Annotated in this window: 10 protein-coding genes; 5 read left to right on the top strand and 5 right to left on the bottom strand. The window is 66.8% G+C overall.

Annotated features, from left to right (window positions below; all coding sequences use genetic code 11):
- Nucleotides 1-101: 101 nt before the first annotated feature.
- Complete coding sequence (locus ACCC94_RS12715; protein ID WP_413349816.1) at nucleotides 102-1,307, bottom strand: acetyl-CoA C-acetyltransferase; 1,206 nt, start codon at nucleotides 1,305-1,307, stop codon at nucleotides 102-104.
- 669 nt (nucleotides 1,308-1,976) lie between these two features.
- Between ACCC94_RS12715 and ACCC94_RS12710 the strand changes: the two genes are divergently transcribed.
- Entirely contained in the window at nucleotides 1,977-2,780 is an 804-nt protein-coding gene (locus ACCC94_RS12710; protein ID WP_413349815.1) for a c-type cytochrome, read from the top strand.
- Between the two features lie 451 nt (nucleotides 2,781-3,231).
- On the opposite strand, the gene ACCC94_RS12705 is transcribed toward ACCC94_RS12710, so the two are convergent.
- The 4 genes from ACCC94_RS12705 to ACCC94_RS12690 all read right to left on the bottom strand — a co-directional run bounded on the left by ACCC94_RS12705 (nucleotide 3,232) and on the right by ACCC94_RS12690 (nucleotide 7,220).
- On the bottom strand, nucleotides 3,232-3,966 hold the full coding sequence (locus tag ACCC94_RS12705; protein ID WP_413349814.1) for a peptidase: 735 nt from the start codon (nucleotides 3,964-3,966) through the stop codon (nucleotides 3,232-3,234).
- Between the two features lie 80 nt (nucleotides 3,967-4,046).
- Complete coding sequence (locus ACCC94_RS12700) at nucleotides 4,047-4,856, bottom strand: transglutaminase family protein (protein ID WP_413349813.1); 810 nt, start codon at nucleotides 4,854-4,856, stop codon at nucleotides 4,047-4,049.
- Nucleotides 4,853-5,803, bottom strand: a complete 951-nt coding sequence (locus ACCC94_RS12695; RefSeq protein WP_413349812.1) for an alpha-E domain-containing protein — start codon at nucleotides 5,801-5,803, stop codon at nucleotides 4,853-4,855. The genes ACCC94_RS12700 and ACCC94_RS12695 overlap by 4 nt, the downstream gene beginning before the upstream one ends.
- A 4-nt stretch (nucleotides 5,804-5,807) precedes the next feature.
- Nucleotides 5,808-7,220: a circularly permuted type 2 ATP-grasp protein gene (locus ACCC94_RS12690; RefSeq protein ID WP_413349811.1), complete on the bottom strand. Its 1,413-nt coding sequence runs from the start codon at nucleotides 7,218-7,220 to the stop codon at nucleotides 5,808-5,810.
- Nucleotides 7,221-7,584: 364 nt separating this feature from the next.
- Here ACCC94_RS12690 and ydcS point away from each other — a divergent pair, with 364 nt between their 5' ends.
- The 4 genes from ydcS to ACCC94_RS12670 all read left to right on the top strand — a co-directional run bounded on the left by ydcS (nucleotide 7,585) and on the right by ACCC94_RS12670 (nucleotide 11,640).
- Complete coding sequence (gene ydcS / locus ACCC94_RS12685) at nucleotides 7,585-8,757, top strand: putative ABC transporter substrate-binding protein YdcS (protein ID WP_413349810.1); 1,173 nt, start codon at nucleotides 7,585-7,587, stop codon at nucleotides 8,755-8,757.
- Between the two features lie 153 nt (nucleotides 8,758-8,910).
- A complete protein-coding gene (locus tag ACCC94_RS12680) occupies nucleotides 8,911-9,930 on the top strand; it encodes an ABC transporter ATP-binding protein (protein WP_413349809.1) in 1,020 nt (339 codons plus the stop codon).
- Between the two features lie 47 nt (nucleotides 9,931-9,977).
- Nucleotides 9,978-10,829 carry an ABC transporter permease gene (locus ACCC94_RS12675; protein ID WP_413349817.1) on the top strand — a complete coding sequence of 284 codons (852 nt, stop codon included), beginning with the start codon at nucleotides 9,978-9,980 and terminating at the stop codon, nucleotides 10,827-10,829.
- On the top strand, nucleotides 10,819-11,640 hold the full coding sequence (locus ACCC94_RS12670; protein WP_413349808.1) for an ABC transporter permease: 822 nt from the start codon (nucleotides 10,819-10,821) through the stop codon (nucleotides 11,638-11,640). Before ACCC94_RS12675 ends, ACCC94_RS12670 begins: the two co-directional genes overlap by 11 nt.
- Nucleotides 11,641-11,760: the final 120 nt, after the last annotated feature.

Here is an 11,760-nt window from a genome sequence, read left to right as displayed (position 1 = left end):
GGGTGGTTATTTTTTTCACCCCCCCGTTGGGGGGGCTTTTCGCCGGCTGCTGGCGCCCAACGCGGGGGGGGTCCCCCCACACCCCCCGCTCCTACGAAAAGTCAGATTCGTTCGATGATGGTCGCGATACCCATGCCGCCGCCCACGCAGAGGGTGGCCAGGCCGTAGCGCAGGTTGCGCCGCTCCAGTTCATCCAGCAGGGTGCCGAGGATCATGCAGCCGGTGGCGCCCAGCGGGTGGCCCATGGCGATGGAGCCGCCGTTGACGTTGACCTTGCTCTCCGGCACGCCCATGTCCTTCATGAACTTCATCACCACCGAGGCGAAGGCTTCGTTGACCTCGTAAAGGTCGATGTCCTCGGCCTTCAGCCCCGCCTTGGCCAGCGCCTTGCGGGTCGCCGGCGCGGGGCCGGTGAGCATGATGGTCGGATCGGTGCTGGTCACCGCGGTGGCGACGATGCGCCCGCGCGCCTTCAGGCCCAGCTCGCGGCCCTTGGCCTCGGAGCCGATGAGCATGGCGGCGGCGCCATCGACGATGCCCGAGCTGTTGCCCGGCGTGTGCACGTGCTCGATGCGCTCGACGAAGCTGTATTTGCGCAGCGCGCTGGCGTCGAAGCCCATCTGCCCCATCATCTCGAAGCTGGGCTTGAGCGCGCCGAGACCTTCGAGGGTGGAGTCGGCGCGGATGAATTCGTCATGGTCGAGCAGGACGATGCCGTTCTGGTCGGTCACCGGCACCAGCGACTTGCCGAACAGCCCTTCGGCGCGGGCCTTGGCGGCCTTCTGCTGGGAACGCAGGGCGAAGGCGTCGACGTCGCTGCGGCTGAAGCCTTCCAGCGTGGCGATCAGGTCGGCGCCGATGCCCTGGGGCACGAAGCTGGTGTGAAGGTTGGTTTCCGGGTCCAGCGCCCAGGCGCCGCCGTCCGAACCCATGGGCACGCGGGACATGGATTCCACGCCGCCGACCACCACCAGGTCCTCGAAGCCCGAGCGCACCTTCATGGCGCCCAGGTTGACTGCTTCCAGGCCCGAGGCACAGAAGCGGTTGATCTGCACGCCGGCCACCTGCTCGTCCCAGTCCGCCACCAGCGCGGCGGTCTTGGCGATGTCCGAGCCCTGGTCGCCCACCGGGGTCACGCAGCCCAGGACGATGTCGTCGACCTGCGCGGTATCGAGCTGGTTGCGCTGCTGCAGCGCGCGCAGGACACCGGCCATCAGGTTGACCGGCTTGACGCTGTGCAGCGCGCCGTCCTTCTTGCCCTTGCCGCGGGGAGTACGCACCGCGTCGTAAATGAATGCTTCGGTCATGGCGTTCTCTCTTAGAGTGGTCGTCACGCAGGCGTGGCGTGTCGGCCTACCTTAGCGGCGTATCGGCCGGGGGCAATGACCGCAGCGCTCAGCGCAATTGACCGCCACGCTCAGCCACCGACCGGCGGCGAACGGCTCGAAGGCTCTGGAAAGGGCCTGCCGGAGAAGGTGGACGAGCGGTAAGCCAACACGCCCGAGCTGTCACCGCACGGTCATATAGATGGAATATGCCTGGACGTGCAGGACTTGCTGCCAGATCGTCTAAGCCCGCGCGGCACTAGGCTTAGACTCAATCAGGCAGATGATGCGAAGAGTGCCGTTGCCGGGTCTGCCGGCTCGGCTCGAATAACCAGAAGCCAAGGTACGAGGCTCGCTACTACAGGCCGTGAGCGAGGCGTGCCAAGAACAAGAAAGGCGGAAGGACATCATGGACAAACAATCGAGAAAATGGCGTCAGGCCAGCCTGATCGTCTTCGCAACCACCGTTGTGCTGATCATCCCCAATCTGAGTCGTCTGGTCGGCTAGGGCCAACACCCGGCTACCCCGCCGCTGCGTACCGCGCGCCGCCATCCGCGAGCCACGGTCAACGCAGCGCGGGCGCCACCACCTCCTGCAGCGCCCGCAGCTCTGCTAATGTTCCGCGGCCCCTCCCCGCCACGGATGCGACCATGCGACCACTGCTGCTCTCACTGCTCCTGCTCTGCCCCACCACTTTCGCCGCCACGCTCACCCTGGAATTGCCCGACGGCAAGCATGAGTTCACCACCGAGCAGTTGCTGGCCAATTCCCAGGCGCAGGACATCGAGATTCCCGCCGACGTCTCCTACAACCGCACCATGCATTACCGCGCGGTGCCACTGGCGGCACTGCTGCGAGGCGTGAAGCCAGCCGATCATCTTCAGGCCGTGGCGCTGGACGGCTTCGCCGCCGAGCTGCCGGCCGCACCGCTGCTGGCGGAGAAAGGTTCGCGCGCCTGGCTGGCCATCGAGGAGACCGGCAAACCCTGGCCGCCGCTGGCTGAGGGCAAACCGTCCGCCGGGCCGTTCTACCTGGTGTGGACCGATCCGAAAGCGGCTGGCATCGGTCCGGAGCAGTGGCCCTTCCAGGTCGCCAGCATTCGTTACCTGAAGCCTTTGGCCGAGCGCTTCCCGGCGCTGTTGCCGGCGAAGAATGCGCCGGAATCGGTGCAGAAGGGCTTCGCCCAGTTCCAGAAGAACTGCCTGGCCTGCCACCGTCTGAATGGCGCCGGCGACTCGCAGTTCGGCCCGGACCTGAACCTGCCGCACAACCCCACCGAGTACTTCGCGCCCGGCTATCTCAAGCAGTACATCCGCGACCCGCAGAGCCTGCGGCACTGGCCCGAGGCGCGGATGAAGGGCTTTGCCGCCGATGTGATCAGCGATGTGGAGCTGGAGCAGATCGTCGCCTACCTGAAGCACATGGCGGGGCGGAAGGTGAAGGCCGGCGGGTAACGGCATCCAGCTTTGTAGGGTGCAGATTGCCTGGATCGGTACGGCGAGGGTTCGCGAGCAAGCTCGCTCCTACGAAGTGCGCCACCCACTCCGGGTTCGCGCCTGTAGCTTGTAGGGCGCATAACGCGCCAGCGTTATCCGCCGCTCGCGGTCGGCGGATAACCTGTTCCAGGTTATTCGCCCTACGGTGCAGGTCGTCCGGATCGGTACGGCGAAGGTTCGCGAGCAAGCTCGCTCCTACAGGTTTGCAGCGGGGCGCGTGCTCTTCGTAGGAGCGGATCTTATCCGCGATGCCGACCGCCAGGCCGGCGCTCCAGCCTCGCCTCATGCCCGGCTGCGCCGGGATTTCGCGGAGAAGCTCCGCTCCTACAAGGAAAATCCGGCGTTCTGCTCTTCGTAGGAGCGAGCTTGCTCGCGAACCCACCCAGGTGCTCCGGGGCAGAACCCGCCGTCAGTGCCAATAATCCCCCGGCGGCGCCGGCAGCTCGCCCAGCAACTGGCGCAGCCCCGCACCCCACTGGCTGCGGATGCCCTCGAAGTACGGGTCGCCTTCCTGGATGCGATAACCCGCCGGCACTTCCAGGCTGCCCTCGCGGTACACCAGCAGGTCCAGCGGCATGCCCACCGAGAGGTTGCTGCGGATGGTCGAGTCGAAGCTGATCAGCGCGCAGCGCAGGGCCTGTTCCAGCGGCGTGGAATAGCTCATGGCGCGGTCGATGATCGGCTTGCCGTACTTGCTCTCGCCGATCTGGAAGTAAGGCGTGTCGCGGGTCGATTCGATGAAGTTGCCCTGCGGGTAGACGTTGAACAGGCGCGGTACCTCCGTGCCGATCTGCCCGCCGACGAGGAAGGAGCTGCCCAGGTCGACGCCCTGGTTCTGGCCGATGTTCTCGTCGTGGTCGACCACCTCGCGCAGGGTCGAACCCACCAGCCGGGCCGCTTCGAAGAGGTTTTCCACAGTCCCCAGGTTCGGTTCGTCGCCGCCCATGCGCTGGCGCAGCACGCTGATCACCGCTTGCGAGGTGGCCAGGTTGCCGGCGCTCTGCACCACGATCAGGCGCTCGCCGGGCGTACCGAAGATGTGCAGTTTGCGGAACACGGCGATGTTGTCGACGCCGGCATTGGTGCGCGAATCGGAAACGAAGACCAGGCCCTGGGCGAGGTTCATGGCGACGCAGTAGGTCATAGCGGTCTCATGACTGTTTTTCTGGCGGGGAGAACTGGCACCGATCTTACTGCCGGTGCCGGTCCGCGCGCCACGCACCCTTACTGCTGCGCCTGCTGCATCTGCTGCAGATGCCCCGGCGCCACGGTCACGCGGGCGTGCATCTGCTCGCCGCCGCCACCCCGGCGCATGCCGCGCACCGGGCAGGCGTCGAGGTAATCCAGGCCGACCGCCAGCTTCAGGTGGCGCTCCGGGCGGTCCAGCACGTTGGTCACGTCGAAGCTGTACCAGGCGTCATCCAGCCAGGCTTCGGCCCAGGCGTGGCTGGCGAGATGCTCCTCGGTGTCGGTGTAGAGATAGCCGGAGACATAACGCGCCGGCACGCCCAGGTGGCGCAGGCAGGCAAGGAAGGCGTGGGCGTGGTCCTGGCAGACGCCCTGCCCGGCCGCAAAGGCTTCGGCGGCGGTGCTGTCCACCTGGGTCGAGCCGGGCACGTAGGCGATGCGTTCGTTCAAGGCTTGCATCAGGCGGATCATCGCCTTGCGGTCGCGGCGCTCGGCACATTGGGCGCGGGCGAATTCCTGCAACGCTCCGTCGGCCTGGGTCAGGCGGGTGCTGCGCAGGAACGGCAGCGGCGACAGGTGATCGTGCTCGCGCTCGTTTTCCACGTCGATCTCCACCTGGCCGTGGGCGGCGATGGCGATGGCCTCGTGCGGCTCGTCCAGGGTCAGCACGTGGAGGATGTTGCCGTAGGCGTCGCGCTGCGGATGCGCCGGGCGCGGCAGATGCAGCTGCCAGTCGAGCACGTGCTGGCGCTCGCTTTCCTGCGGGGTCAGGCGCAGGTACTGGATGCTCGCGCGCACCTGGTCTTCGTAGCGGTAGGTGGTGTCGTGGCGGATGGAGAGTTTCATGCGGCCTCCAGGTACGAGCTGTGAATGGCGTTGGCGAGCTGGCGCACCAGCCCGATGTGGTCGGTGATCCAGGGGTGCAGGCCATTGCCCAGCACTTCGTCGATACCGGTGTAGCGCACCCGCGCCTCCAGTTCGGCGGCCAGGCGCTGGGCCGGGCGGCCGTTGATGCCCGGCAGGCTGGCGAGGATCTGGCGCAGCTCCTCGGCGCAGGCCAGCAGCGAGCGCGGCACGTCTTCGCGCAGCAGCAGGAGCTCGGCGATGTTCCGCGCGTTGAGGGCGTCGCGGTACAGCTCGGTGTAACCTTCGAAGGCCGAGAGCGCGCGTAGCAGCGCGGACCACTGGTAGTAGCCGCGCGCCGTGCCTTCGGCCGGGCCGGCGCTGTGTTCGCCCAGCACCTGGTGGCGAGCGTCGAGCAGGCGCAGGGTGTTGTCGGCGCGCTCGATGTAGGTGCCCAGGCGGATGAAGTGGAAGGCATCGTTGCGCATGCTGGTGCCGAAGGTGGCGCCGCGGAACAGGTGCGAGCGGTCCTTCACCCATTCGCAGAAGTGGCTGATGCCATAGCGCAGCAGGCCCTGGTGGGCGATGTCGCGCATCTCCAGCCAGGTGGCGTTGATGTTCTCCCACATGTCGGTGGTGATCCGCCCGCGCACCGCATGGGCGCCGGCGCGGGCGGCGCCAAAGCAGGAATAGATGCTCGCCGGGTTCTGCGCATCCAGGGCGAAGAAGTTCAGCAGGCGCTCGGCGTGCAGCTCGCCGTGGCGGGCGAGATAGGCGTCGAGGTTGCCGGTGATCAACAGCGGCATGGCCAGTTCCTCCAGGCCATCGCCACGGCCGTCCTGGGGCATCAGCGACAGCGAGTAGGACACGTCGAGCATGCGCGCGAGGTTCTCGGCGCGCTCCAGGTAACGGGACATCCAGTACAGGTCGGAAGCGGTACGGCTCAGCATGATTTCAATCCTCCACCACCCAGGTGTCCTTGGTACCGCCACCTTGTGACGAGTTGACCACCAGCGAGCCCTCGCGCAGCGCCACGCGGGTCAGCCCGCCGGGCACCAGGCGCACGTTGTCCGGCGCGGAGAGCACGAAGGGCCGCAGGTCGATGTGGCGCGGGGCGATGCCGTTCTCGACGAAGGTCGGGCAGGTCGACAGGCTCAGGGTCGGCTGCGCGATGTAGGCCTCCGGCCGCGCCATCAGGCGGGCGCGGAAGGCTTCGATCTCGGCGCTGGTCGACGCCGGCCCCACCAGCATGCCGTAGCCGCCGGAGCCCTGGGCTTCCTTCACCACCAGCTCGGGCAGGTGCGCCAGCACGTGGGACAGGTCCTGCGGCCGGCGGCACTGCCAGGTCGGCACGTTGTGCAGGATCGGTTCCTGGTCGAGGTAGAAGCGGATCATCTCCGGCACGTAGGGGTAGACCGACTTGTCGTCGGCCACGCCGGTGCCGATGGCATTGGCCAGCACCACGTTGCCGGCGCGGTAAGCGGCCAGCAGGCCGGGCACGCCGAGCATGGAGTCGGGGTTGAAGGCCAGCGGGTCGAGGAAATCGTCGTCGACCCGCCGGTAGATCACGTCCACCGGCATAGGCCCGGAGGTGGTGCGCATGTAGACGCGCTCGTCGCGGACGAACAGGTCGGCGCCCTCCACCAGCTCCACGCCCATCTCGCGGGCGAGGAAGGCGTGCTCGAAGTAGGCACTATTGAAGCGGCCGGGCGTCAGCACCACCACGCAGGGCTGGTCGACGGCACTGGCCTGGCGCAGGGTGTCGAGCAGCAGGTTCGGGTAGTGGTCGATGGGCGCGATGCGCTGGGCGCCGAACAGCTCGGGGAACAGGCGCATCATCATCTTGCGGTTCTCCAGCATGTAGGAGACGCCGCTGGGGGTGCGCAGGTTGTCTTCGAGCACGTAGTAGGCACCGTTGCCGTCGCGCACCAAGTCAATGCCGGCGATGTGCGCGTAGACGTTACCGGGCACGTCCAGGCCCTGCATGGCCAGCTGGTACTGGTCGTTGGCCAGGACCTGCTCGGGCGGGATCAGGCCTTCCTTGAGGATGCGCTGGTCGTGGTAGAGGTCGGCGAGGAACAGGTTGAGCGCCTGCACGCGCTGGATGCAGCCGGCCTCGATGATCTTCCACTCGCTGGCGGGAATGCTGCGCGGGATGGTGTCGAAGGGAATCAGGCGCTCGGTGCCCTGGTCGTCGCCGTAAAGGGTGAAGGTGATACCGGCGCGATAGAACAGCAGGTCGGCCTCGCGGCGGCGCTGCTGCAGCTGTTCGCCGGGCATGTCCGCCAGCCAGCGGGCGAACTCCGTGTAGTGCGGACGGCAGGCGCCAGCGGCGTCATGCATTTCGTCATAGAACACCCGAGCCATCTTCTACTCCTTGTTGCCGCTCTTCCTCGGCATGCTCTGCATTGGCAGAAGAGCCGTCGCAAGGCCCGTGCCAGAGGTCGATTTCCTATCCATTCAATGACTTGCAAAGGCTGCCCGGGCGCCCCGCACCAGCGCGGTGCGCTTTTCGCCCGCGGCCACCCCGCCCCGCCCCGTTTGGGGCCGCAAAGCGCCAGCGGGCGGGGCTTTGCGGGGAGCCGGGGCTTTCTTGTCAGCCTCCGGGGCCGGAACTACGCTGCAGGAACGTGCCCGTTCGCTATGGACACGCAGCGGTCGACCGTGGTGCCAATTTTCTGCGCGCTGGTTCTGCAGTGGCTCCCACAACGAAGAACAACAGGAGTCCGTCATGTCATCAGTGCAATTGTCTTGCGTGAAAGTCGCGGCGCTGGCCTTCGCCGGCATCAGCCTGCTTTCCAGCGCCTCGTTGCAGGCCGCCGAAGCGCTCAAGCAGCTCGGCAACCCTGAAGGGGCGCTGGATATCATTGCCTGGCCCGGCTACATCGAGCGCGGCGAGAGCGACAAGAACTACGACTGGGTCAGCCAGTTCGAAAAGGACAGCGGCTGCAAGGTCAACGTGAAGACCGCCGCCACCTCCGACGAGATGGTCAGCCTGATGGCCAAGGGCGGCTACGACCTGGTCACCGCCTCCGGCGACGCCTCGCTGCGGCTGGTCTATGGCAAGCGCGTGCAACCGATCAACATCGCCCTGGTGCCCAACTGGAAGAACGTCGACCAGCGCCTGCAGGACGCGCCCTGGCACACGGTGGACGGCAAGCACTACGGCACGCCCTACCAGTGGGGGCCGAACGTGCTGATGTACAACACCAAGGTCTTCCCCAAGGCTCCGGAGAGCTGGAGCGTGGTGTTCAGCGAACAGAAGCTGCCCGACGGCAAGAGCAACAAGGGCCGCGTGCAGGCCTACGACGGGCCGATCTACATCGCCGACGCGGCGCTCTACCTGAAGACCGCGGAGCCCAAGCTGGGCATCCAGGACCCGTACGAGCTCAACGAGGAACAGTACGCCGCCGCGCTCAAGCTGTTGCGCGAGCAGCAGAGGCTGATCCATCGCTACTGGCACGACGCGACGGTGCAGATGAGCGACTTCAAGAATGAGGGCGTGGCCGCTTCCGGATCCTGGCCCTATCAGGTGAACGCCCTGCAGGGCGAGAAGCAGCCGATCGCCTCGACCATTCCCGGCGAAGGCGTCACCGGCTGGGCCGATACCACCATGCTGCACGCCGATGCCAAGCACCCGGTGTGCGCCTACAAATGGCTGAACTGGTCGCTGGAACCCAAGGTGCAGGGCGACGTCGCCGCCTGGTTCGGCTCGGTGCCGTCCGTGCCTGATGGTTGCAGCGGCAGCCAGCTGCTGGGCGAGAAAGGTTGCGCCGCCAACGGCTACGACCAGTTCGACCGCATCGCCTTCTGGAAGACCCCGCAGGCCAAGTGCGCCCAGGGGCAGTGCGTGCCTTACAGCCGGTGGACGCAGGATTACATTGCGATCATGGGCGGTCGCTAGCACCACTGTCAGCGCTTTTCTGTAGGAGCGAGCTTGCTCGCGAACCGAACTCCGCTGCGGGGCCGTTCGCGAGCAAGCTCGCTCCTACACGCTCCTCCTGCTCCCATGCGCTACCTTTTCTGATGCAGCCCCGCCACTCAGGTAGCCAGCAGCATGACCACAGCCGTCCAGTTCACCGACGTGAGCCGTCACTACGGCGAGGTGCGCGCCGTCGATGCGGTGTCCATTGAGATCCGCGACGGTGAGTTCTTCTCCATGCTCGGCCCCTCCGGCTCGGGCAAGACCACCTGCCTGCGCCTGATCGCCGGCTTCGAGCAGCCCACCTCCGGCTCCATTCGCATCCACGGCGCGGAAGCCGCGGGCCTGCCGCCGTATGAACGCGACGTGAATACGGTGTTCCAGGACTACGCGCTGTTCCCGCACATGAACGTGCTGGACAACGTCGCCTACGGCCTGAAGGTGAAAGGCGTGGCCAAGGCCGAGCGCTACCACCGCGCGGAGGAGGCCCTGGGCATGGTCGCCCTGGCCGGCTACGGCAAGCGCAAGCCGGCGCAGCTCTCCGGCGGCCAGCGCCAGCGCGTCGCCCTGGCCCGCGCCCTGGTCAATCGCCCGCGCGTGTTGCTGCTGGATGAACCTCTCGGCGCACTGGACCTCAAGCTGCGCGAGCAGATGCAGGTGGAACTGAAGAAGCTGCAGCGCCAGCTCGGCATCACCTTCATCTTCGTCACCCATGACCAGGGCGAAGCGCTATCCATGTCCGACCGCGTGGCGGTGTTCAACAAGGGCCGCATCGAACAGGTCGACACCCCCGGCAACCTCTACCGCCGCCCCGCCACGCGCTTCGTCGCCGAATTCGTCGGCACCGCCAACGTGCTGCGCGGCGACCTCGCCCACCGCCTGCTGGGCGAGTCGCGACCGCACTCGCTGCGCCCCGAGCACGTGCGCTTCGGCCACGCCGGCGAGGGCGAGCTGGAAGTCAGCGGCACCCTGTTCGACGTGCAATACATGGGCGCCAGCAGCCGCTACGAGATCGAGCTGGAAAACGGCGTGCGCCTGGTCGCCGCGCTGCCCAACGGCGAGCGCGAGGAGCAAAGGCCGAAACCCGGTGATGCGGTGACCGCCAGCTGGGCGCGCAGCGCTCTGGTACCGCTGCTCGAGGAGCCTGCGCCGTGAGGGCGATTTCCAGCTTCCTCTACCGGCGCAGCACGCTCTACCTGCTGATGCTGCTGATCCCGCCGCTGCTGTGGTTCGGGGTGATCTACATCGGCTCGCTGTTCGCCCTGCTCTGGCAGAGCTTCTACACCTTCGACGACTTCACCATGGCGGTGACGCCGGAGCTGACCCTGGCCAACTACCGTGCCCTGTTCAACCCGGCCAACTACGACATCGTGCTGCGCACCTTCAGCATGGCGATTGCCGTGTCGGTGGCCAGCGCCATCCTTGCCTTCCCCATCGCCTACTACATGGCGCGCTACGCCGGGCCGAAGGAGAAGGCCTTCTTCTACATCGCAGTGATGCTGCCGATGTGGGCCAGCTACATCGTCAAGGCCTACGCCTGGACGGTGATCCTGGCCAAGGGCGGCATCCTCTACTGGATCATCGAGCACCTGCACCTGCTCGGCCTGCTGGACCTGCTGCTGCAAGTGCCCGGCGTGGGCGGCAATACCCTGTCCACCTCGCACCTGGGGCGCTTCTGGGTGTTCACCTACATCTGGCTGCCGTTCATGATCCTGCCGATCCAGGCTGCCCTGGAGCGCCTGCCGCCGACGCTGCTGCAAGCCTCGGCGGACCTGGGTGCGCATCCGCGACAGACCTTCTTCCAGGTGATCCTGCCGCTGGCCTTCCCCGGCGTGGTGGCGGGTTCGATCTTCACCTTCAGCCTGACCCTGGGCGACTTCATCATCCCGCAACTGATTGGCCCCAGCGGGCTGTTCATCGGCACCATGGTCTACGTGCAACAGGGCGCGGTGGGCAACATGCCGCTGGCGGCGGCCTTCACCCTGGTGCCCATCGTGCTGATCGCCGTGTACCTGTCCATCGCCAAGCGGCTGGGGGCCTTCGATGCGCTCTGACGCCCACTCCACCGAGCGCCCGTCCTGGTTCCTGCGCCTGGCGGCCTGGGGCGGGCTGGTGTTCCTGCACTTCCCGATCCTGGTGATCCTGCTCTACGCCTTCAACACCGAGGAGTCGGCCTACAGCTTCCCGCTGCAGGGCTTCACCCTGAAGTGGTTCAGCGTCGCCTTCGCCCGCGGCGACGTGCTCGACGCCATCTGGCTGTCGGTGAAGATCGCCTGCGTGGCCACGCTGATCGCCATGGTCCTCGGCACCCTGGCCGCCGGCGCGCTGTACCGCCGCGACTTCTTCGGCAAGGAGAGCATCTCGCTGATGCTGATCCTGCCCATCGCCCTGCCCGGCATCATCACCGGTATCGCTCTGCTCTCGGCGTTCAAGACCCTGGGGATCGAACCGGGCTTGCTGACCATCGTCGTCGGCCACGCGACCTTCTGCGTGGTGATCGTCTACAACAACGTGATCGCCCGCTTCCGCCGTACCTCCTTCAGCCTGATCGAGGCGAGCATGGACCTGGGCGCCGACGGCTGGCAGACCTTCCGCTACATCATCCTGCCGAACATCGCCACGGCGCTGCTGGCCGGCGGCATGCTGGCCTTCGCCCTGTCGTTCGACGAGATCATCGTCACCACCTTCACCGCCGGCCACGAGCGCACCCTGCCGCTGTGGCTGCTCAACCAGCTGACCCGCCCGCGCGACGTGCCGATCACCAACGTTGTCGCCATGCTGGTGATGCTCGCCACCATGCTGCCGATCCTCGGCGCCTACTACCTGACGCGCGGTACCAGCGACGTGGCGGGGAGCGGGAAATGACTCCGGGCGTTTTGCGAAGCGCCCTCTCCCCAGCCCTCTCCCTGAAGGGAGAGGGAGCATCCGTGCAGCGGGATACCACTGTGCAGAGGACAGCCCCCTCTCCCTCCGGGAGAGGGTTGG

The organism is Pseudomonas sp. Pseusp97 (genome assembly GCF_047304025.1).
GTDB lineage: Bacteria > Pseudomonadota > Gammaproteobacteria > Pseudomonadales > Pseudomonadaceae > Pseudomonas.
Note: the sequence above shows the minus strand (reverse complement) of the source record. Positions and strands in the feature narration are given on the sequence as shown.

Excerpts from the sequence above, each read along its gene's own strand:
- ACCC94_RS12705 (WP_413349814.1), bottom strand. The coding sequence starts at position 3,966 with ATGACCTACTGCGTCGCCATGAACCTCGCCCAGGGCCTGGTCTTCGTT.
- ACCC94_RS12700 (WP_413349813.1), bottom strand. The coding sequence starts at position 4,856 with ATGAAACTCTCCATCCGCCACGACACCACCTACCGCTACGAAGACCAG.
- ACCC94_RS12675 (WP_413349817.1), top strand. The coding sequence starts at position 9,978 with ATGCTGCTGATCCCGCCGCTGCTGTGGTTCGGGGTGATCTACATCGGC.
- ACCC94_RS12710 (WP_413349815.1), top strand. The coding sequence starts at position 1,977 with ATGCGACCACTGCTGCTCTCACTGCTCCTGCTCTGCCCCACCACTTTC.
- ACCC94_RS12670 (WP_413349808.1), top strand. The coding sequence starts at position 10,819 with ATGCGCTCTGACGCCCACTCCACCGAGCGCCCGTCCTGGTTCCTGCGC.
- ACCC94_RS12695 (WP_413349812.1), bottom strand. The coding sequence starts at position 5,803 with ATGCTGAGCCGTACCGCTTCCGACCTGTACTGGATGTCCCGTTACCTG.
- ACCC94_RS12680 (WP_413349809.1), top strand. The coding sequence starts at position 8,911 with ATGACCACAGCCGTCCAGTTCACCGACGTGAGCCGTCACTACGGCGAG.
- ydcS (WP_413349810.1), top strand. The coding sequence starts at position 7,585 with ATGTCATCAGTGCAATTGTCTTGCGTGAAAGTCGCGGCGCTGGCCTTC.
- ACCC94_RS12715 (WP_413349816.1), bottom strand. The coding sequence starts at position 1,307 with ATGACCGAAGCATTCATTTACGACGCGGTGCGTACTCCCCGCGGCAAG.
- ACCC94_RS12690 (WP_413349811.1), bottom strand. The coding sequence starts at position 7,220 with ATGGCTCGGGTGTTCTATGACGAAATGCATGACGCCGCTGGCGCCTGC.